The organism is Achromobacter sp. ACRQX (genome assembly GCF_022346505.1).
Classification (GTDB): domain Bacteria; phylum Pseudomonadota; class Gammaproteobacteria; order Burkholderiales; family Burkholderiaceae_B; genus Achromobacter; species Achromobacter animicus.
Map to the genome: position 1 here is coordinate 303221 of NZ_JAKRML010000003.1, position 19859 is coordinate 323079.

Annotated in this window: 19 protein-coding genes; 9 read left to right on the plus strand and 10 right to left on the minus strand. The window is 65.8% G+C overall.

What is annotated here, in order from left to right; translation table 11 throughout:
• Window positions 1-51: 51 nt before the first annotated feature.
• Complete coding sequence (locus tag MHZ91_RS04990; protein WP_175121340.1) at window positions 52-669, minus strand: TetR/AcrR family transcriptional regulator; 618 nt, start codon at window positions 667-669, stop codon at window positions 52-54.
• 89 nt (window positions 670-758) lie between these two features.
• On the opposite strand from MHZ91_RS04990, the gene MHZ91_RS04995 reads away from it, so the two are divergent.
• The 4 genes from MHZ91_RS04995 to MHZ91_RS05010 all read left to right on the plus strand — a co-directional run bounded on the left by MHZ91_RS04995 (window position 759) and on the right by MHZ91_RS05010 (window position 4693).
• The gene (locus MHZ91_RS04995; RefSeq protein ID WP_239212734.1) at window positions 759-2213 is read left to right on the plus strand and encodes an efflux transporter outer membrane subunit; all 1455 of its coding nucleotides are present in this window, start codon (window positions 759-761) and stop codon (window positions 2211-2213) included.
• Window positions 2214-2311: 98 nt separating this feature from the next.
• On the plus strand, window positions 2312-2740 hold the full coding sequence (locus MHZ91_RS05000; protein WP_218344065.1) for a DUF2231 domain-containing protein: 429 nt from the start codon (window positions 2312-2314) through the stop codon (window positions 2738-2740).
• Complete coding sequence (locus tag MHZ91_RS05005) at window positions 2737-4059, plus strand: sorbosone dehydrogenase family protein (protein ID WP_239212736.1); 1323 nt, start codon at window positions 2737-2739, stop codon at window positions 4057-4059. The genes MHZ91_RS05000 and MHZ91_RS05005 overlap by 4 nt, the downstream gene beginning before the upstream one ends.
• A 67-nt stretch (window positions 4060-4126) precedes the next feature.
• On the plus strand, window positions 4127-4693 hold the full coding sequence (locus tag MHZ91_RS05010; RefSeq protein ID WP_175121343.1) for a type 1 glutamine amidotransferase domain-containing protein: 567 nt from the start codon (window positions 4127-4129) through the stop codon (window positions 4691-4693).
• A 99-nt stretch (window positions 4694-4792) separates the two neighbouring features.
• Here the strand turns inward: MHZ91_RS05010 and MHZ91_RS05015 are convergent, their stop codons facing one another.
• Both MHZ91_RS05015 and MHZ91_RS05020 read right to left on the minus strand, forming a co-directional pair.
• Window positions 4793-5125 (minus strand): cupin domain-containing protein, encoded by a 333-nt coding sequence (locus tag MHZ91_RS05015; protein WP_239212738.1) that lies wholly within the window; start codon window positions 5123-5125, stop codon window positions 4793-4795.
• 64 nt (window positions 5126-5189) lie between these two features.
• Complete coding sequence (locus MHZ91_RS05020; RefSeq protein WP_239212740.1) at window positions 5190-6176, minus strand: tripartite tricarboxylate transporter substrate binding protein; 987 nt, start codon at window positions 6174-6176, stop codon at window positions 5190-5192.
• Window positions 6177-6332: 156 nt separating this feature from the next.
• Between MHZ91_RS05020 and MHZ91_RS05025 the strand changes: the two genes are divergently transcribed.
• Window positions 6333-7217 carry a LysR family transcriptional regulator gene (locus tag MHZ91_RS05025; RefSeq protein WP_175121346.1) on the plus strand — a complete coding sequence of 295 codons (885 nt, stop codon included), beginning with the start codon at window positions 6333-6335 and terminating at the stop codon, window positions 7215-7217.
• A 36-nt stretch (window positions 7218-7253) separates the two neighbouring features.
• Entirely contained in the window at window positions 7254-8144 is an 891-nt protein-coding gene (locus MHZ91_RS05030; protein ID WP_191577425.1) for a LysR family transcriptional regulator, read from the plus strand.
• Window positions 8145-8256: 112 nt separating this feature from the next.
• Here the strand turns inward: MHZ91_RS05030 and MHZ91_RS05035 are convergent, their stop codons facing one another.
• The 7 genes from MHZ91_RS05035 to MHZ91_RS05065 form a co-directional block, all read right to left on the minus strand.
• On the minus strand, window positions 8257-9126 hold the full coding sequence (locus MHZ91_RS05035) for an alpha/beta fold hydrolase (RefSeq protein WP_218344060.1): 870 nt from the start codon (window positions 9124-9126) through the stop codon (window positions 8257-8259).
• The gene (locus tag MHZ91_RS05040; RefSeq protein WP_239212742.1) at window positions 9123-9509 is read right to left on the minus strand and encodes a hypothetical protein; all 387 of its coding nucleotides are present in this window, start codon (window positions 9507-9509) and stop codon (window positions 9123-9125) included. The genes MHZ91_RS05035 and MHZ91_RS05040 overlap by 4 nt, the downstream gene beginning before the upstream one ends.
• A 13-nt stretch (window positions 9510-9522) precedes the next feature.
• A complete protein-coding gene (locus tag MHZ91_RS05045) occupies window positions 9523-10356 on the minus strand; it encodes an N-acyl homoserine lactonase family protein (RefSeq protein WP_239212744.1) in 834 nt (277 codons plus the stop codon).
• On the minus strand, window positions 10335-11546 hold the full coding sequence (locus MHZ91_RS05050) for an ABC transporter substrate-binding protein (RefSeq protein ID WP_239212746.1): 1212 nt from the start codon (window positions 11544-11546) through the stop codon (window positions 10335-10337). Before MHZ91_RS05050 ends, MHZ91_RS05045 begins: the two co-directional genes overlap by 22 nt.
• 67 nt (window positions 11547-11613) lie before the next feature.
• Window positions 11614-13044: an NAD-dependent succinate-semialdehyde dehydrogenase gene (locus tag MHZ91_RS05055; RefSeq protein WP_218344057.1), complete on the minus strand. Its 1431-nt coding sequence runs from the start codon at window positions 13042-13044 to the stop codon at window positions 11614-11616.
• Complete coding sequence (locus MHZ91_RS05060) at window positions 13045-14022, minus strand: tripartite tricarboxylate transporter substrate binding protein (RefSeq protein ID WP_218344056.1); 978 nt, start codon at window positions 14020-14022, stop codon at window positions 13045-13047.
• A gap of 45 nt (window positions 14023-14067) precedes the next feature.
• Window positions 14068-14961: an NAD(P)-dependent oxidoreductase gene (locus MHZ91_RS05065; RefSeq protein ID WP_218344055.1), complete on the minus strand. Its 894-nt coding sequence runs from the start codon at window positions 14959-14961 to the stop codon at window positions 14068-14070.
• 228 nt (window positions 14962-15189) lie between these two features.
• Between MHZ91_RS05065 and MHZ91_RS05070 the strand changes: the two genes are divergently transcribed.
• Genes MHZ91_RS05070 through MHZ91_RS05080 form a run of 3 tightly spaced genes read left to right on the plus strand, consistent with a single transcriptional unit; the run spans window position 15190 to window position 19855 of the window.
• The gene (locus MHZ91_RS05070; RefSeq protein ID WP_218344054.1) at window positions 15190-16545 is read left to right on the plus strand and encodes an MmgE/PrpD family protein; all 1356 of its coding nucleotides are present in this window, start codon (window positions 15190-15192) and stop codon (window positions 16543-16545) included.
• Between the two features lie 35 nt (window positions 16546-16580).
• Complete coding sequence (locus MHZ91_RS05075) at window positions 16581-18662, plus strand: acetate--CoA ligase family protein (protein ID WP_239212748.1); 2082 nt, start codon at window positions 16581-16583, stop codon at window positions 18660-18662.
• 41 nt (window positions 18663-18703) lie between these two features.
• Window positions 18704-19855: an acyl-CoA dehydrogenase family protein gene (locus MHZ91_RS05080; protein ID WP_239212750.1), complete on the plus strand. Its 1152-nt coding sequence runs from the start codon at window positions 18704-18706 to the stop codon at window positions 19853-19855.
• Window positions 19856-19859: the final 4 nt, after the last annotated feature.

A 19859-nucleotide genomic window follows, 5' to 3' on the forward strand; every position in this document is an offset into this window, starting at 1 on the left:
GTCCCCATTCTATACAAGTGACCAATAAGGTCAATGGTCACAAAAGAAAATTTACGGCGCCAGACTACGCAGGATCAGGTTCGACAACTGCACCGTGGCTTCCGCGCCATTGGCCAGGTTGTGCTGCAGGAGCAAAGGATTGATATACGGCCGCATGACGAGATAGATGGCGTCGGCCGTTTCATCGAGGGGCGTCTTGCGTTCGAAGTCGCCGGCTTCCCGACCTTCGCGGATTACCTGCAGGATGAGGCCCTTGATGTGCGCCTCATAGGCTTGCGCGGAGGGCCACGACTCGCTGGCCGAGGTTCGCGCAATGTCGTACAGCTTGCTGTCGTGGAAGAAGAGCTGGCTGCCGGCTTCCACCAGGGCCTTGAACATGCGCCGCAGCCGGTCCGGCGCGGATCGCGCGTCGGCGACGGCCGCGTCGACGGCCACCATGATCGTGTTCAGGCGGTTGGCGCAGATGACCTCGCCGATCGCCTGCTTGGAGTCGAAGAACTTGTAGATATAGGCCTTGGAGAATCCGATGGCCTTGGCCAGGTCCGAGACGGTGGTCTTGTCGAAACCATACAGGCCGAAGTATTCGGTGGCGGCTTCGACGATCTGATCGCGGACGTCGTGATCGGAGGGGCCTCGCGGCTGAAGGGCGGGGGATGTTGCTTTCGTCATGGGTGCAGCTTAACCCGGCGCACTTTTGTTGACAACGAGTGACTAAAACGTATTATAGTCACCCAAAATTAATAGCCTGAAGGATTCCCATGCTCGCCCGTCATTCCTTTGTCTTGCTCTGCGCCGGCGTGCTGGCCGGGTGCGCGGCAGGCCCTGATTACCACCGGCCCGAGGCGCCGCTTCCCCTCCACTACTCGCAGGCCCCGGGCCGGCAAGCCGGATCGGGGGCCGTGCAAGGCCTCGATACGTGGTGGCGCCAATTTGACGATCCGATGCTGGCGCGATATGTGTCATTGGCCATCGCGCAGAACCTGGACCTGGCGCAGGCGGCGGCGCGCGTGACGCAGGCGCGTGCGGGGCTGGGCGCGGCCAACGCGGCCTTGCTGCCGTCGGCCTCGGTGCGCGGCCTGGCTGCGCGGTCGCATCAGTCGCGTGAGACGCCACTGGGACAGGTGGCCAGCACGATGCCCGGTTACGACCGCTGGGGCAGCCAGTACGAAGCCAATCTTGAGGCCAGCTGGGAAATCGATCTGTTCGGCGGCCTGCGGCGTGGCCGTGAGGCGGCCATCGCCGATTTTCAGGCCTCGGAAGCGGCAGCGATGGCCACGCAGCTCGCGGTGGCCGCGCAAACCGCGGACACATACATTGTGATCCGCAGCCTCCAGGCGCGTTTGGACATCGCACAGCGGCAGGTCAGGACGCAGCAGGATCTTGTCGCCAAGGTCGCGCTGCTGCACGAACGCGGGCTGGCTGCGCAATACCAGGTGCGTCAGGCGGATGGCGCGCTGTCGCAAGTACAGGCAACCGTTCCGGTGTTGCAGAGTGGGCTTGATGCGGCCATGAACGCCTTGGACGTCATGCTGGGGGCCGCGCCCGGCACGCATCACGCCGAACTGGCGGCGCACGCGCCGATACCTGCCGCGCCTCGGATCGAGGAAATGGGCGCTCCCGCGGATCTGCTCCAGCGCCGGCCCGATCTGATCGCGGCCGAACGCCGGCTGGCGGCCGCCAACGCCCGTATCGGCGAGGCCATCTCCGAGTTCTACCCGAAGTTCTCGTTGAGCGGCTTGCTGGGCAGCGCCACGGCCGTGTCCAGCGGGAATCTGTTCTCCGCCGGCGCAAGCCAGTCCGCGGGCGTGTTGGGACTGCGTTGGCGGCTGTTCGACTTTGGCCGCATCAACGCGCAGATCGACGGGGCAAAGGGCCAAGAGGCCGAGGCGCTGGCGGCATATCGCCTGGCGGTCCTGCATGCCACTGAAGATGTCGAGAACGCGTTTTCCGCACTGATCCACCGTGCCGAACAGTCGGCGGTGCTGACCCGCGGCGAAGACGCGCTGACGCAGGCGCGAGCGTCGTCGTTCGCGGCCTACAAGCGCGGCGCCGCCAGTCTGGTCGACGTGCTGTATGCGGACGCCTCGCTCTTGCAGGCTTCTGACGACCGGGCGCAGGCCCAAGCGGAAACCGCTCGGGCAGCGGTGGCGGCATACAAGGCGCTGGGTGGAGGTTGGCGTCCGGACACACCAGCGCAGATCGCCACGCGCTGAACCGAGGCGCGCGGGCCTCGGCACGGACACAGGAACACGACTTGCTGCGTTGCGCTTCTCGGGCATCTGCTCGGGCCCGCAACTCACGAGGCGATACAGTGACCCAACTCATCGAAAATCGGTACGCCCTTACCGTGCGCCCCATGCCGGCGGTATTCCTGGCCGGGATGTTTCCCCTGTTTCTCGGCGCGGCACTCGCGGATGCTGCCTATGCGCAGACTTTTCACATCCAATGGAACAATTTCGCGTCCTGGCTGCTGGTCGGCGGACTGCTGTTTGGCGCGATCGCGCTGCTGATTGCCATCGTGGACCTGTTCAGGGCTACGCAGCGCGCGCGCGGAATCGTTCCTTATGCCGTCGTGCTGCTGGCAGCCTGGCTGGTAGGCCTGTTCAATGCGTTTATGCACGCCCGCGACGCTTGGGCAAGCATGCCCACCGCACTGATTCTGTCTGCAGTCGGCACCGTGCTGGCGCTTGTGGCGCTCTGGCTGGGCTTCCGCACCCCGCACATCAGGGGGCCGCTATGAATCACCTACGACTGATTGCCGGAATTCCGTTGCTGGTGATGGCAGGGGTGTGCAGCGCGCAGGCCGGCGGCCAATATGGACCTTCGCCTGATCTGCCCAAACCCGAACGCGGCCTGCTGCCCGATATGGTCATCGCCAAGCCTGCCCCGTGGGGCGACAAGGTGCCGACCGTGCCCGAGGGCTACAAGATTTCGGCCATCGCCACGGATCTGAAAATTCCGCGGCAGACGCTCGTGCTGCCCAATGGCGACATCCTGGTGGCCGAGGGACGCGGCGGCAGCGCGCCCGACCTCAAGCCCAAAGACGTGATCGCGGCCGTCATCAAGGCCCGCGGCACCAGCCCGGTCAAGGGCGGCAACCGCCTGACGCTGCTGCGCGACCCGGAAGGCGATGGCACCTACGAGGCCTCCGTCTTTGCGGAGAATCTCAACGCGCCGTATGGGCTGGCGCTGGTCGGGAACCAACTGTATGTCGCCAATCAGGACGCATTGGTGCGGTTCGACTATCAGCCTGGGCAGACCAAGGCAAGCGGGCCGCCCGAAGTCGTCACGCCGCTGCCGTCGGAGATCAACCATCACTGGACGAAGGCGCTGACCGCCAGCGCCGATGGGCAGTATCTGTACGTAGGCATCGGCTCGAACAGCAATATCACCGAACGCGGCATGACGGCTGAGGCCGATCGCGCGCGGATCTGGCGCGTGAATGCCAGCACGGGTGAATACAAGACGTATGCGACCGGCCTGCGCAACCCGACCGCGCTTACGATCCAGCCCGATACCGGCCAATTGTGGGCCGTGGTCAACGAGCGCGACGAAATCGGTCCCGACCTGGTGCCCGACTATCTGACCACGGTCAAGGAAGGCGCCTTCTACGGCTGGCCCTATAGCTATTGGGGCAAGAACGTGGACGATCGCGTCCGGCCGCAGGATCCCGCAAAGGTCGCGTCGGCTATCGCGCCGGACTACGCTTTGGGCTCGCACGTCGCGGCGCTTGGCGTCGATTTCTCAGACGCTTCGATGGGGGATCGTTTTGCCAACGGCGTCTTCGTCGGCGAGCACGGAAGCTGGAACCGCAAGGACCCCGTTGGGTACAAGGTGGTCTTCGTGCCGTTCACGGACGGCCGGCCCTCTGGCCCACCTGTGGACTTCGTCGCAGGCTTTCGCGACAGCGACGGCACGACGCGCGGCCGTCCGGTTGGCGTGACGGTAGATCCGAAGGGCGCGCTTATCGTGGCCGACGATCTGTCGAACACGATATGGCGAGTTACCCCGGCGCAGCCGGCGCAGCCGCCCAAGCCGGTCGCTGCGGCGCGGCCCTGACAAATCATCCCCCAGGCCTCCCGCGCGACGCATCGCATCGTCGGGAGGCCACGCAACAGGAGCACACATGGCAACACTTCAAGACGTCAACATCGCCATTCTGGCCGTCGATGGATTCGAGCAGGTCGAACTCACTGGCCCGCGTCACCGTCTGCACGAGGAGGGCGCGCGTACGGTGCTCGTGTCCGCCCGCACCGATCCGATCCAGGGCTTTCATCACGACAAGCCGGGCGACCGGTTTCCGGTGGATCTGACCTTTCTGCAGGCCGCCTCCGAGCCGGAGGTCTTTGACGCCTTGCTGTTGCCCGGCGGCGTGGTCAATGCCGATGAAATCCGCATGCAGCCCAAGGCGCAGGAGCTGGTGCGCGCTTGCTTTGACGCGGGCAAGCCGGTCGCCGTCATTTGCCACGGCGCCTGGCTGCTGATTTCCGCCGGCGTGGTCAAGGGTCGCAAGATGACCAGTTGGCCATCGCTGCAGGACGACCTGCGCAATGCGGGGGTTGAGTGGGTGGATGAAGAGGCCGTCGTCGACGGCGTATTGGTGTCCAGCCGCAAACCTGACGATATTCCCGCGTTCAACGAAGCCTTCATCGGTGTGCTGCGCAAAGCTGTCGAAGGGCGTGATCGCAAATAGGCTGGCCTGGCGAGCGCGCGGGGTTAACAGAAGGCGCATCGGGAGGCGCCTCGAAAGGGGCCCTCGAAGCCGCCCCATAAGCTGCCCCGGCGGATGACGCTACGTACGCTTCAAAGCAACAGTCACCAGTACCGACGCGTTCTCCAGCGCAAAAAGCGAATGCGGCGCTCGGCCGGGCAGGTACATCAGGCGGCCGGCGTCCAGGACATGCGTGGCGCCGCCGGTCGAGACCTCCACGCTGCCCTCCAGGCATTGAAGAGTGATTTCGCCCTCGACGTCATGCGAGGGCATTGTCTTGCCCGCCAGCAGCACCAGCCGCATGACCTCCAGATCCTCGGACTTGAAAAGCGCGACCGACTGCTTCTGCGCAAGCGCCGCGCCATAGGGCTTCAGATCGATGACCTGTCCGGGATCCGCGTGTTTCAGGGCCATGATGACTTCCTTCGCTGGGAGATGGATGGACCAACGATACCCCAGGCGAGCGCAGCGCGGCCGATCAGTTGATCTTGATGCCGCGTTCCTTGACCAGGACCTTCCATTGCGCCGTTTCCTTGGCCAGGTGGTCGCGCAGTGCGTCGGGCGTGCTGCCGATGGACTCGGCCCCGATCGAATCGAGCGTCGCCTTCACCTTGGGATCCGCCAACGCGGCGCGCATGGCATCGTTCAGCTTGGCCACCACATCCGGTGGCGTGCCCGCAGGCGCGAAGGCGGCGAACCAGGGCATCAGCTCATAGCCTGGCACGCCCGCTTCCTGCAGGGTCGGCACGTCGGGCAGGGCGGCCGAGCGCTTGGTGGTGGTGACGCCCAACGCACGCAGCTTGCCGGTCGCGATGTGCGGCTTGGCGGACGTGATGCTGTCGAACATGTAGTCCACCTGCCCGCCCAACAGGTCCGCGACGGCCGGGCCGCTGCCCTTGTACGGCACGTGCAGCATGTCCACGCCCGTCATCGATACGAACATTTCACCGGCCAGATGGATCGACGTGCCGACCCCGGCGGAGGCGTACGTGTAGTGCTTGGGCTGCGTCTTTGCCTTGGCGATCACGTCCTGCACGCTCGTCGCGCCGGTGCGTTCAGGATTGGTGACCAACACGTTCGGCACCACGGCCAGCAGCGAGATCGGCGCGAAGTCCTTGATGGGGTCGTAATTCAGGTCCTGGTACAGCGCGGGATTCACGGCCATGCCGTTCGCCACGATCAGGATGGTGTAGCCGTCCGGCTTGGCGCGCGCGACGGCAGCCGCGCCGATATTGCCGCCCGCGCCCGCGCGGTTTTCCACGATGAACGACGTATTCAGCTGCTTGCCCATGGATTCGCCCAGCGTGCGCGCGATGCTGTCCATGGCGCCGCCCGGCGGGAAGGGCACGATCCACTTCACCGGGTGGTCGGGATAGGCATCGGCGTGCGCCGCGGCCGCGCCAGCCAGTAGCGACGCGGCCAGCAAGGCGCGGGCGAAGGGTTTGAAGGCGGGGCGCAGGCGCATGAAAGTCTCCGTGTTCTTGATTTATGGGCGGCGATGCGGAACCGATTCATACTCTGGCCGACCGCGCTTGAACGATGGAGGCAGTATCGCTTGCCTTTTTCCAAGGCGTCCAAGACTATATGGGTTTCAATTGATACCTTCAGGGTCTTAATCGTCATGGAACTCAGGCACTTGCGCTATTTCCAGGCCGTGGCCGAGGCCGGCAGCTTCACGCAGGCGGCCGCGCGGCTGCACATCGCGCAGCCACCGCTCAGCCGCCAGATCAAGCAACTGGAGGAAGAATTGGGCGTGCTCCTGTTCGAACGCACCACGCGCGCCCTACGCCTGACCGAGGCGGGCCGCTTTCTGCTCGAGCAATCGCGCCTGTTGACCGCGCGGCTGGACGAGGTGCTGGAAGGCACGCGACGGTTGGGTCAAACGGAGCGCCGCTGGTTCGGCATCGGCTTCGTGCCGTCCACGCTGTACGGCTTCGTACCGGAACTGATCCGGTTGCTGCGCAGCGCGGACGAGCGGGTCGAAGTGGGCCTGATGGAAATGAACACGCTGCCGCAGCTCGAAGCGCTGAAGGCAGGCCGCATCGACCTGGGCATCGGCCGCATCCTGCTGGACGACCCCGCGATCGAGCGGCGCGTGCTGATGACCGAACCCTTGATGGCCGCCGTGCCGCTGCACCACCCGCTGGCGGGCCAGGGCAGCGTCTCGGTCGACCGGCTGGCGCGCGAGCCCTTCGTCCTGTATCCGGCGCGGCCGCGGCCCAACTACGCGGATCACGTGCTGGGACTCTTTCGCGCCGCCGGCCATTCGCTGCAGGTCGCGCAAGAGGCCAACGAGCTGCAGACCGCCATCGGGCTGGTTGCGGCGGGGCTGGGCGTCACGGTCGTGCCCGCGTCCGTGCAGCGCCTGCAACGCCAGGACGTGGCGCATGTGCGGATCGAAGCCGACGCGTTTGTGTCGCCCGTGATCGTCAGTTATCGCAAGGATGATGCGTCGGTGTTCCTGGCGCGGGCGCTGGAACTGGCGGGGGAGCTTGCAAAGGGGTAGGGGCCCGAATCCTGTACGCCACTGTATATTGCCCCCATGAAAAAGCTAGACATCCCAGCGTTGGAAATCTTCGTCGCGGCCGTCGAGGAGAAGAGCCTGTCCAAAGCGGCCGAACGGGAAAACCTGGTGACGTCCGCCGCCAGCAAGCGCGTGGCCGAACTGGAGCGCCACCTGGGTCGCACGCTCCTGCACCGCCATGGACGCGGCGTCGAGCCCACGTCGGCGGGCGCCTTGTTGTATCAGCGGGCGAAGGCCATTCTTCGCAGCGTGCAACTGACCGAGCAGGCCATCAACGGCTATTCGCTCAATGGCCAGGCCAAGATCCGGCTGGCGTCAAATCCCTCGACCATCCTGCAGTTCCTGCCCGGCGTGATGGGCCGGTTCCTGGCGGGGCGCAGCGATGTCAGCGTAGATTTGCTGGAAGGCCACAGCTACGACATTCCGCGCATGGTGTCTGAGGCTTCGGTGGACATTGGCATTTATCACGCCGATCATCCGGTGCCCGGCGTGGCCTCGTTTCCGTTCCGGCGCGATCGCGTGGGGCTGGTGGTGCCAGTGGGGCACGCGCTCGCGGACCGCGCCGAACTGTATCTGGAAGAGGCGCTCGACTACGACTTGCTCGGTTACTTCCCGCGCCATTCGCTCGACCAGTTCCTGGCGTATGCCGGGCAGACGCTATCGCGGCCGCCCAACGTGAAGCTGCAGGTGTCGAACTTTGAGACGCGCTGCCGCATGATCCGCGAGGGACTGGGCATCGGTGTGGTGCCGGAAGGTATCGCGCGGCACTATCTGGCCTCCATGGGCCTCGTCCTGCTGCGGTTGCGCGATGACTGGGCGGAGCGCCAGTTCTACGTGTGCGTTCGCGACACAAGTCAGCTGGCGAGACCCGTGGACGAACTGCTGAAGGCGTTGACACAGGCGGAATAAACGGTCGCCTGGCGTCTTGCCGACGCAATGCAGTGCACTGCCTGTCGCCACAGGCAACGCAAAATGACGGCCACGCGCGCATTCCGGCGCGGGACCGTCAAGTGTCAACGGCTTACCTGCCGCGCCGCGCCTGCGCCGCTTGCGCCAGCACCGGCCGCAAGTAACTGAGGAAGCGGTCCGGATCCTCGCTCATGGGAAAGTGCCCCATGCCCTCCATGATCTGCCATTGCGATCCCGCAATGCGGCCTGCCAGGAATTCGGTGTCCTGCGGCGTGCAGGAATAGTCGTATTCGCCCGTCAGCAGCCACAAGGGGCAGCGCTGCGTGTCGATGCCGGCGACGCGATCGCGGATGTCGCCGTCCGCAGTGTAGAAATGCAGGTCTCCCTTGAACACGCCGGGCCCTCCCTGCATGTAATGCCACAGGGTTTCCCACCGATGCCTGTCGGGACTGGCCGGACCGACCAGTCCGGACACGATGCCCGCGCAGACTTCGCCGCCGTGCACGTCGGGCCGGTTCAGCCATTCAAGGTCATAGTAGGGGTCGACATGCGCGCCGGATTGCAGCCCGATGGCGCCACCAAAGCGGTCTGCATGCTCCAGTGCAAGATGCAATACGATGCGCCCGCCGATCGAGCAGCCCATCACCAGCGGCCGGTCGAGGTCAAGCGCGTCCGCCACGGCGATGATGGCGCGCGCGTAATCCTGAGATGTCAAGCGGTAGGTCTCCTCCTGCCAGCCTTCCGGTGGCGACGACTTGCCGTGCCACGGCAGGTCAAAGGCGATGACCCGAAATGATTCCAGAATGGCCTGGTCGTTCATCACCGCGCGGTATTGGCGCGAGTCCGCGCCTGCCGTATGCAGGCATAGCAGGGGTGTGCCGCTGCCGGCCTCCTCGACATAGACGCGGTGCTGGCGCCCGCCCAACGGCAGTTGAAGATAGCGGCCGACGATCGGCTCGAAGACGGCGTGGCTGGTGGTCACAGGGAGGCTCCTTCGGCGCGCGGGCAGGCCAGCACGTCCTTGAAGTACAGCAGGTGGGACATCAAGGGATAAAGATCCCCCTCGACGCGCAGGCGGCGGAATTTCACGAGCGCCATCAGGTCGTGAAAGCCGGGCGGCGGCTTGGGGCTCCAGAACTGCGCCCAATCGGCGGCAGCGGCGCGCAGGGCGAACTGCCAGCGCGGCATGGCAAAGGGGCCGCGGCACACGCCGGTGATGCGGCCCGCCTGCACGGTGATGAGATAGGCAGCCTCGCCGCATTCCAGCAGGAACACCGTGTCCAGATGGCGGCCGCGCCACACCAGCCGTTCCTGCCGGTTTACGGCGTCGGCCAGTTTGTGGAGGATGAAGTCGTCTTCTTGCATTGCAAGGTCCTTGTCACAAAGGCGGAACGTCCAGGCGGAAAATGCCGTCTCCGTCGTCGGCGCGCGGGTAGCGCTCGGCGACGGCCGGGTCGTGGCCGGGCACGATGTGCGCCTCGGAATCCGCCAGAGTCCGGATGCGTGCGTAGCCCTCGAGCATATCGCCAAGATGGAAGATCGCGGGAAATGGGTTGTTGTCCCGAAAATTGCGGTAATAGTGCAGGGCGTCCGAGGCCAGCACCACCCAGCCACGTGCCGTGTGCACGCGCACGACCTGCAGGCCTTGTGTGTGGCCGCCGACGCGATAGACCTCCAGCCCGGGCGCCAGCCGCGCATCGCCATCGTGAAACTGCACACGGCCCGCATACACCTGCCGCACGACGGCCTGCACGTCGTCCACCGAGAAGAAATGCCGCATCGATTCAAAGCACATGTATCGGCCGGTGGCGTATTGCATTTCGGCGTCTTGCAGATGCACCCGGGCGTTTGGGTAGCCCTCGACGTCGCCCGCGTGGTCGTAATGCAGGTGGGTGAGGACGAGGTCGTTGATGTCCGCGGGCGTCAGCCCCAGACGCGCCAGCGCCGCCTCGGGATGCAGCGTGAAAGCGCGCTTGCGGGCCCGCGCCGAGCAGTTGCTGAAGCCCGTATCGACAAGCACGTTGCTCGCCGGGCCACGCAGCAACCAGCAATAGAAGTCCAGCGGCATCGGTCCGTCATGCACGTCCGCGCGCGAAAGGAAATTGTCGACCGCGCGCCGCGTCACGCTGGCGTAACGGATTGCGTAGACCTCGTAGACCGGTAGGCCTGCCATTTCAAGCCGCGTCTCGGTCATTGCTTGACCAGCTTGCATAGGCTTTCGGACAAGGGCATGAACGCTTGGTCGCCCGGCACCGTGCGCACGATCTTGTAGTAATCCCATGGCGCTTTGGAGTCCTTGGGGGACTTGACCTCCACCACGTACGTGTCGTGGATCAGCTTGCCGTCTTCGCGCAGGTGTGCGTTGCGTGCGAAGGCGTCATGGATGGGCATCGCGCGCAGCGTCTTCATAAGGATGTCGACATTGTCCGAGCCGGACTTCTCGACAGCGCGCAGGTAATTGAGCACCGCGGAGTATTGGCCCGCCTGCAGCGCCGTGGGCATCTTGCCGGACGCTTTGTGGAACCGCTGGGCGAATGCACGGGTCTCGTCGTCCATGTCCCAGTAGAAGGTTTCTGCGAAGGTCATGCCCTGGCCGGCGTCCAGACCCACGCCATGTACGTCGGTAATGCTCATCAACATGGCTACCAGCTTCTGCTTGCCGGCCAGGCCGAACTCGCGCGCCTGCTTGATCTCGTTCTGCAGGTCGGCACCGGCGCTGGCGAATGCCACGGCGTCGGCCTTGCTGGATTGCGCCGAAAGCAGGAACGACGCGAAGTCGTTGCCGGGGAACGGGTAGCGCGCCGATCCCGCAACCGTGCCGCCGCCTTCCTTCACGAACCGCATGCCATCGCTTTCCAACGAGTGGCCGAAGGCATAGTCGGCGGTCACGAAGAACCACTTCTTCGCGCCGGCCTCGACCAGTGGCAGCGTGCCGACCTTGGCGAGCGCATAGGTGTCGTAGACCCATTGGACGTTGTTGGGTGAGCAGTCCTCGCCCGTGATGCGGGTGGCGCCGGCGCCAGTCACCATCGTCATGCGGCCTTTCTCGCGCGCAATATTCATCACCGCCAGCGCGACGGCGCTATTGCCCAGCTCCGTCACGACATCGACCTTCTCGCGGTCCATCCATTCCCGCGCTCGGCTGGCGGCGACGTCGGTCTTGTTCAGATGATCGGCCGACAGCATTTCAACGGGCTTGCCCAGCACCTTGCCGCCGAACTCCTCGATGGCCAGACGCGTAGCGAGCACCGAGCCCGGTCCGACGTTGCCGGAATAAGCGCCCGACATGTCGGTCAGCACGCCGATGCGCACAATGCCGTCCGAGATGCCATCGGACGGCTGGGCGTGCGCCGCGCCGGCCAGAGCTGCAACGGCGATTGCTGCGGTGATGTTCTTGTGCATGGTTTTCTCCTTTGGTTGGGATGGCGGCGCGGTCTATCGCCACGCCGCTCGCGTAAGCGCAGGCGGACTACACCTGACTCACGTACTTGACCTGCATGAACTCCTGCAGGCCTTCCACGCCGCCTTCCTTGCCCAGGCCGCTGTCCTTGAAGCCCCCGAAAGGCGTTTCGGGCAACGAGGCTTGGCAGTGGTTGATGCAGACGACGCCACTTTCGATGCGTTCGGAGGCGATGCGCGCGGTGGCGGCATCGCGGGTGAAGACGTAGGACGCCAATCCGAAGGGCAGGCGGTTGGCCTGTTCCAGCGCCTCGTCCATGCCGGTAAACGGCTGCACCAGCGCCATGGGGCCGAATGGCTCCGTGTTCGCGGCCAAGCATTCGGTGGTGACATCGCTCAGCACGGTCGGTTCCCAGAACCAGCCGGGTAGGTCCAGCCGTTGGCCGCCGGCCGCCAGCCGCGCGCCATGATCGAGGGCATCGGCCACCATCGTCTCCATCGCGGCGAGCCGCCGGGGATTGGCGAGCGGTCCCATCTGCACGCCGGCTTCCAGCCCGTTGCCCACGCGCCAGCCGCGTGCACGTTCGGCCAGCCGCTCGACGAAGCGTTCGTACACGCTCTCATGCACCATCATGCGGGTGGGCGACGTGCAGATCTGGCCAGAGTTGCGCAGCTTGGCGGCCAGGATGGTGTCGGCTGCGTGCAGGGGATCGGCATCGCCGAACACCAGCACGGGGGCGTGGCCGCCCAGCTCCAGCGTTGCGCGCTTCAGGCTGGCGGCAGCCATCGTCGCCAGTTGCCGACCGATGGCGGTCGAGCCGGTGAAGGTCACCATGCGCGTGATCGGCGATTCGATCAGTTGCCGGGAGATTTCGCCCGGGTCACCGAACACCATGTTGAGTACGCCCGCAGGCAAGCCGGCATCGCTGAGCGCTCGGCCGATCTCCAGGGCGATCGCCGGCGTCTCTTCGGACGGTTTGATGACGATGGAGCATCCCGCCGCCAGCGCGCCGGCGATCTTGCGCGATGGGGTGATGGCCGGCGCGTTCCAACCCGAGAACGCCGCAACGGGGCCGATGGGTTCAGGGATAGCCATCTGCCGGATGCCCCCCGTGCGGCCCGGAATCAGCCGGCCGTAGGTGCGTCGAGCTTCCTCCGCTCCCCATTCGAACATCTCGGCGGCGGTCGCCACTTCCTTTTCGGATTCCGCCAGGGGCTTGCCCAGTTCGCGAGTGATCAGCCACGCCAGCCGGGGCGTACGCTCGCGCATGAAGGTGGCGGCGCGGCGCAGTATCGCGGCGCGCTCCATCGGCGCCGTGTCGCGCCAGCTGGGAAAGCTGCGGCGTGCGGCTTCCAAGGCCTCGTCGACATCTTCCGCCGAGGCCATCGGCAACTGGCCAAGCACTGCCTGCGTGGCGGGGTCGATCACTTCCAGGCCCGAGCGTTGGCCGGCGGCGACGGCGCGTCCGCCGATGAGCAGAGTCAGTTCGGGGTATTCCATCTAGTCCGCCTTTGCAATGTGGCTGGTCTGCATGACCTGCGCCCAGCGTTCGGTTTGCGAGCCGATGTGCCGGGCGAAATCTTCCGAGGTGCCGGTCATCGGGAACTGGCCCAGCTTGAGCAGCGCGTCGCGCGCGTCGCTGGCGCTCATCACCTTGTTGATTGCGGCGTTCAGGCGTTGTGTGACTGCGGGTGGGACGCCAGCCGGCGCCAGGACGCCGTTCCAGGGTTCGGCCGTGAAGCCGGGGATACTCGCGGCCTGAGCCACCGTGGGCACGCCTGGCGCCACCGCTGACGGCTGCGACGCGGCGATTCCCAACGCGCGCAGTTTGCCGGCCTGAACCTGCGGCATGGCGGCGATGGCGCTCAGGAAGGCCATGTCCACGCGCCCCGCGACGAGATCGGCAATGGCGGCCGAATCGCCCTTGTAAGGAACGTGCGTTATGTCGACATGGGTGGCGCTCTTGAACCATTCGCCCGCAAGGTGGTTCACCGCGCCGCTGCCGGCAGACGCAAAGGTCAGCGCCCCGGGCTTGGCGCGCGCCCCGGCGATCAATGCCTGCACGCTGTCAAACGGCGAGTTTGCCGGCACCACCAGCAGGTACGGATAGCTGGCGACCAACGCGACAGGCTGAAAGTCCTTTAGGACCTGGTAGTCCACCTTCTGCTTGTAGACGGGTTCGATAGACAGTGTGCCGCTGCTGCCCAGCATCAGGGTGTAGCCGTCGGCCGGCGCGCGCTTGACCGCCTGGACGGCCACGACGCCGTTGGCGCCTGCGCGGTTCTCCACGACGACGGGTTGGCCCAGTTCGGCCTCCAGGTGGCGGGCCAGGTAGCGGCCAACGGCATCGGTTGGGCCGCCGGCGGTAAAGCCAATCACAAGCGTGATGGGCTTGGTCGGATAGTCCGCGGCGGTGGCATTGAAGCCGATCGCGGCGGCGAGCAGGGGCAGGGCCCATCTGCGTAGCAGGGGTGTCATGAAAACCTCGAGTATCAGGAGGCGGCGCGGAGCGCCGCGGGCGGGTTACGCGTAGCCGCGCTCAATCAGCTTGACCATCACCGGGTAATACTCCTTGACGAAGCCGGCGGCGCGTGTGCGCTCCAGAAGGTCGTGCGTCAGTTTGGCGGCGCGGGCGTCCACGTCGCCTTGATTCGCCAACTCGAGCGCCAGCAGAATGTCCTTGATGGCGTATTCAGTGGGAAACGTCTTTTCCGGAAAGGCTTGCGGCGCCAATGCCTTCTGGCCTGGGTTACGCAGCACGAAGCTATCGGCCGAGCCCTTGCTGAGCGCGTCAAGCAGCAGAGTGCCGTCCACGCCCGCGCTGCGGCCGATGGTGATGGCCTCGGCTAGCGCATGCACCGTCATGAAGACCACCATGTTGTTCATGATCTTGACGACCTGGCCATTGCCGATGCCGCCGCACAGGAGCACGTCGCTGCCCATGCAGGACAGGTAAGGCAGGACAGCGTCGTAGTCTTCCCGCGTGGCGCCAACGGTGATCATCAGCGTGCCAAGCCGGGCGGCCTCGCGCATGCGCGCCACCGGCGCGTCGATCAGCAGGATGCCATGGCCGCGCAGCACTTCGGCCAAGCGGCGGGTCCGCGTGACGTCGCTGGTGCTCATGTCCACCACGATGCGCACGCGGCCTGCCGCCTCGACAAGGCCACCCGGTCCGGTGCACACCTGTTCCACCTGCACGATGCTGGGCAACGACAGGAAGACGATTTCGGCGCTTTGCGCCACTTCCACCACCGACGCGCAGGCATGTGCTCCCAGTGCGCCGATGCGCGCCACCGGATCGGCGCTGATATCGGTCACGTAAACCGGATGCCCGGATTTACGGACCAGATTGACGCACATGGGCTCTCCCATCACGCCCAGGCCGATGAAGCCCAGCGGGGTCTTGGTCTCGCTCATTACTTCCTCCTTGGTCATGCGTTGTTTTTCTCGTCTTGCCCTGCAGCTTACGGACGGCGCCGGCGCGGCGGTATGAAAAATTGGCAAAGCAACTTTCACGAATTCCGGCCCCTCCCAATCAAGAAAGCTCGTGTTCCTTTTTATCAACACTCGAGCGCGGGGCCCGCCTAGAGTGATCGGCAGAAGCGAACGGCGCGGCTGTTGCGCCGCAATAACCGCGGAGACCCCATGCTGCTACACAACATTGCCGCTTATGGCGCGACAGACGCCGTAGCCCGGCTGCCCGATGAAGTCATCCATTTCGCCAAGCGGGCATTCCTGGACTGGCTGTCGGCGCTGTATCCCGGCACGCGTACCGCGCCATGCCAGCAACTCCTTGGCGCGCACGGTGCGGAACTGGGGTCGGGCGCGTCCAGCCTGCCAGGTTGCGCGACCACCGCATTTGCCGCCACGGCGGCCTGGATCAATGGCAGCGTGTCGCATGCGGTCGAGTTCGATGACATCTTTCGTGATGCGGTCTATCACCCGGGCTGCCCGACCATTGCCGCGGCCTTGGCATTGGCCGAAGAGCACGACGCCAGCGGCCTGGCACTACTGCAGGCGATCGTCGTAGGCTACGAGATATCGACCCGGATCGGCGCGGCGGTGCAGCCGACGCATTACCGCTATTTCCATACGACAGGCACGGTCGGCTGTTTCGGCGGTGCGGCCGCCGCCGCAGCCCTGTGCGCGCCCGGGGATGCACACGTCATGCTGCACGCGCTTGCCACTGCCGGCACGCTGGCCAGCGGCCTGCAGCAGGCCTTCCGCTCCGACGCCATGAGCAAGGCGTTGCACGCGGGCCATGCAGCCGAAGTCGGCGTGCGTGCCGGCCAGGGCGCCGCGCATGGCATCACGGGCGTGTCTGACATCCTCGAGGGCGCGGTTGGCTTTGGCGCCGCATTGGCAAGCGATCCGGACTGGTCCGTGGCAGTCTCCGGACTGGGCGAACGCTACAACATCCTGTCGATCACGCAGAAGAACCACGGCTGCTGCGGGCACACCTTTGCCGCAATCGACGCGGCGCTGGTGCTGCGCGAACGCGGACTGCGGCCGGACGACATCGCCACCGTGTGCGTTGAGGCATACCAGACCGCGCTGGACGTGACCGGCAACTTCCAGCCCGCGACCGCGTTCGAGGCGAAGTTCAGCCTGCCGTATGTCGTGGCCCACGCGCTGGTGCACGGGTCGGTGCGCCTGGACGCATTTGGCGAGGAACGCCTGCGCGATGCGCGCGTGCGCGCGCTGATGCAGCGCGTGGACCTGCGCTCCGCGCCCGACCTGACGGCGGGCTTTCCAAAGATGCGCGCCGCGCGCCTGACCGCCACGACGCATGGCGGCGAGGTGCTGGAACACCACGCCCCGTATCGCAAGGGAGATCCCGAAGCGCCACTGTCGGACGCAGAACTGAACGACAAGTTCGCGGAACTGGCCGGCCCGGTGCTGGGCAACGCGCGCATGCAGACGCTTCGCGACGCCGTCTGGCGCCTGGACGCCATGCCGGTGCGTGCGCTGCGCCTGGCGGCGGACATGCCTCAGCCCTGAACGCTCACCTTTCCCATATGACAACAGCCAACTCCATGCCTTCTTCTTCCTTTGCGGACGCATTGCTGTCTCCCCGTTCGGTCGCCCTGGTGGGCGCCTCGGGCGACACACGCAAGAACACGGCGCGCCCGCTGCGGTTCATGCGCAAGCACGGCTACACCGGCGCCGTCTATCCCATCAACGCGGGCCGCGCCGAAATCCTGGGTGAACCTGCTTATCCGTCGCTCAGCGCGCTGCCCGGTCCAGTGGATCATGTCTTCATCATGATCCCCGGCGACGGCGTGGCCGCCTTGCTGCCCGAGTGCGCGCGGGCGGGCGCGCGGGTGGTCACGATCTACTCCGACGGTTTTGGTGAGGCCGGGCCCGAAGGCAGGGCGCGTCAGACCGAACTGGTGCGGCAGGCCCGAGAATTGGGGCTTCGACTGCTCGGTCCCAACAGTATTGGCCTGGCGGACCTGCACAGCGGCGGCATCCTTTCCGTGAACGCGGCCTTCGAGGCCGACACATTGCTGCCCGGCGGGATCAGCCTGGTGTCCCAAAGCGGCTCGATGATGGGATCGCTGCTGTCGCGTGCCGCCGCTCGCGGCTTCGGCTTCGCCAAGTCGGTATCGGTGGGAAATGAAAGCGACGTTAGCGTGGGTGAGGTGGTGGACGCGCTGGTGGACGATCCGCAGACCGAAGTTATCCTGCTCTTCCTGGAAACACTGCGCGCCGCGCCGACGCTGGCCCGCGCGCTGCTCCGGGCGCAGGCCGCGCGCAAACCGGTCGTGGCCTACAAGCTGGGACGGTCAGAACAGGGCGATGCCCTGGCGCAATCCCACACCGGCGCCATGGCGGGCAACGACGTGGCGGTAGACGCGTTCCTTAAGGCGCACGGCGCGCTGCGCGTTCAACACCTGGAAACCCTGTTTGAGATCGCGCCGCTGGCGGCGCGCTATGCACGGGGCGGGGGGAGCGGGCGGCCAGGAGAGCCGATGGCGCGGGTGGCGGTCATCACGACAACCGGAGGCGGCGCGGCTACGGTGGTTGATAACCTGGGTCTGCGGGGGCTGGCTGCCGTGGCGCCACCGGCGGATTTCGTGCGCAAGATCGCGCAAGGCGGTTTGAAGATCCGCGAGACACCGGTCATCGACTTGACTTTGGCGGCGAGCAGCGACCAGTACAAGATGTTGCTCGAGGAGCTGCTGCACGCGGACTGGTGCGACGCAGTGCTGAGCGTCGTCGGGTCGTCGGCGCAGTTCCATGCAGGGCTGGCGGTACAGCCCTTGCTTCAGGCCGTCAAGCCCGCCGGCAAGCCGCTCGCGGTATTTCTGGCGCCCGAGGCGCCGGCGTCGCTGGCGCTGCTGCAAGCGGCCGGAATCGCGGCGTTTCGCACGCCGGAATCCTGCGCTGACGCGCTGGCCGAGTTCTTCGGCCCGGAAGGCCGTCCGCCTTGTGGGCGCGAACCGCTGCCGTGGCCGGACGAACTGCCGCGCAGCGGCATGCTTAGCGAATTTGAAGCAGGATCGCTGTTCCGCGGGCTGGGGGTACCAGTTGCGCAAGGACAGTTGCTGGCGCCGGGACGGCTGGATCATGGCATCCCATACCCGCTTGCCGCCAAGGTTTGCTCCCGAGACCTCGCACACAAGACCGAGCTGGGCGCGGTCCGCATCAACATCCGTGACGCGCCGGGCCTGGAAGCCGCCGTGCACGAGATGTTGGACGCGGTCCGGCGGCACGCGCCGCACGCCGAGGTAGACGGCATCCTCGTGCAGCCCATGGAGGAGCGCCTGATCGAGCTGATCCTGGGCTATCGAAACGATCCGCTGGTGGGGCCGACCGTGCTGCTGGGCGCTGGCGGCATTGCAGCCGAACTGGCGCCAGATTTTGCGCTGCGGCTGGCGCCCGTGGACGTCGACGAGGCCCGCCGCATGATCTTGGAGGTGCGTCAGACGCGCCTCATCCGCGGCTTTCGCGGCCTGCCCGAAGGCGATTGCGAGGCGCTGGCCTGTGCAGTTGCCGCATTTTCGCGACTGGCGCAGTGCGCCGACGTGCGCGTTGAGGAAGCCGAGATCAATCCGTTGTTCGTCCGCGCCGATGGCGTGGTCGCCGTGGATGGCCTGGTCCGCCTTGGCTGACCGGACGTTCGCTTTCCAACATTTGTCTTAGGAACCATAAGATGGACTTCAAACTTACTCCCGAACAACAGGACTTCCAGTCGGCCGTGCGCCGCTTTGCTGAGCGCGAATTGCGGGCCGGCGCCGTGGAGCGCGCGCATTCCGACGACTACCCGTGGGAAATCGCCCGGTTGATGGCTGGGCAAGGCCTCCTGGGAATCACGGTCGCGCAGGAAGACGGCGGTATCGGCGGGTCGCTGATGGATGCGGTCATTGCCATCGAGACCGTGGCCTCGGTGTGTCCGCGCAGCGCGGACGTGGTGCAGGCGGGCAACTTTGGCGCGATCCGCGTCCTCGCCGAATACGGCAGTCCCTTGCAAAAGCAGAAGTACCTGACGGGTCTGCTGGCGGGAGAAGGGCTTATCTCCGTCGGCATGACCGAACCGGACGCAGGCTCCGCCGTGACGGAATTGAAGACCGGCGCGACGCGCGCTGACGGCGGATGGCGCATCAATGGCACGAAGATCTTCACGACGCACGGCCCGCATGCCAGCGTCATCCTGGCTTACGTGCGCTTCGGCCCGGGCACGGGCGGAATCGGCTCTGTCCTGGTCGGCACGCGCGACGAGGGGGTGAAGCTGGGCAAGCGGTCCGCGTTCATGTCTGGGGAGGAGTGGGTCGAGATCTTCTTTGACAACGTCTTTGTGCCGGACGACATGGTGGTCCTTGGGGAAGGTGGGTTCAAAAAGCAAATTGCCGGCTTCAATGTCGAGCGTATCGGCAACACCGCGCGGTCGCTTGCGCTGGGCCGTTATGCGTACGAAGAGGCGCGCAACTGGGCCATGCAGCGCAAGCAGTTCGGCCGGCTTCTCTGCGAATTCCAGGGTTTGCAGTGGAAGTTCGCGGACATGCGGATCAAGCTGGATGCGGCCCAGCTCCTGCTGTATCGCGCCGCAACCGGCGCGGACACCGGCTTTCCGTCCGCCACTGAGACGGCCATCGCCAAGGCCTACTGCAACCAGGTGGGGTTCGACGTGGCGAACGATGCCTTGCAGGTGTTGGGCGGGCTGGGCTACAGCCGCGAGTCGCTGGTGGAATACTGCGTACGCCGATGCCGGGGCTGGATGATAGCGGGGGGATCCATCGAAATCTTGAAGAACCGCATTGCCGAGGGAATCTTCGAGCGCAGCTTTCCGCAACGCCCGCCGCGCTGAACCG

Coding starts and splice junctions, on each gene's coding strand:
- MHZ91_RS05045 (WP_239212744.1), bottom strand. CDS start 10,356: ATGCAAGCTGGTCAAGCAATGACCGAGACGCGGCTTGAAATGGCAGGC.
- MHZ91_RS04995 (WP_239212734.1), top strand. CDS start 759: ATGCTCGCCCGTCATTCCTTTGTCTTGCTCTGCGCCGGCGTGCTGGCC.
- MHZ91_RS05040 (WP_239212742.1), bottom strand. CDS start 9,509: ATGCAAGAAGACGACTTCATCCTCCACAAACTGGCCGACGCCGTAAAC.
- MHZ91_RS04990 (WP_175121340.1), bottom strand. CDS start 669: ATGACGAAAGCAACATCCCCCGCCCTTCAGCCGCGAGGCCCCTCCGAT.
- MHZ91_RS05010 (WP_175121343.1), top strand. CDS start 4,127: ATGGCAACACTTCAAGACGTCAACATCGCCATTCTGGCCGTCGATGGA.
- MHZ91_RS05055 (WP_218344057.1), bottom strand. CDS start 13,044: ATGGAATACCCCGAACTGACTCTGCTCATCGGCGGACGCGCCGTCGCC.
- MHZ91_RS05075 (WP_239212748.1), top strand. CDS start 16,581: ATGCCTTCTTCTTCCTTTGCGGACGCATTGCTGTCTCCCCGTTCGGTC.
- MHZ91_RS05015 (WP_239212738.1), bottom strand. CDS start 5,125: ATGGCCCTGAAACACGCGGATCCCGGACAGGTCATCGATCTGAAGCCC.
- MHZ91_RS05070 (WP_218344054.1), top strand. CDS start 15,190: ATGCTGCTACACAACATTGCCGCTTATGGCGCGACAGACGCCGTAGCC.
- MHZ91_RS05050 (WP_239212746.1), bottom strand. CDS start 11,546: ATGCACAAGAACATCACCGCAGCAATCGCCGTTGCAGCTCTGGCCGGC.
- MHZ91_RS05005 (WP_239212736.1), top strand. CDS start 2,737: ATGAATCACCTACGACTGATTGCCGGAATTCCGTTGCTGGTGATGGCA.
- MHZ91_RS05020 (WP_239212740.1), bottom strand. CDS start 6,176: ATGCGCCTGCGCCCCGCCTTCAAACCCTTCGCCCGCGCCTTGCTGGCC.
- MHZ91_RS05060 (WP_218344056.1), bottom strand. CDS start 14,022: ATGACACCCCTGCTACGCAGATGGGCCCTGCCCCTGCTCGCCGCCGCG.
- MHZ91_RS05030 (WP_191577425.1), top strand. CDS start 7,254: ATGAAAAAGCTAGACATCCCAGCGTTGGAAATCTTCGTCGCGGCCGTC.
- MHZ91_RS05065 (WP_218344055.1), bottom strand. CDS start 14,961: ATGAGCGAGACCAAGACCCCGCTGGGCTTCATCGGCCTGGGCGTGATG.
- MHZ91_RS05080 (WP_239212750.1), top strand. CDS start 18,704: ATGGACTTCAAACTTACTCCCGAACAACAGGACTTCCAGTCGGCCGTG.
- MHZ91_RS05025 (WP_175121346.1), top strand. CDS start 6,333: ATGGAACTCAGGCACTTGCGCTATTTCCAGGCCGTGGCCGAGGCCGGC.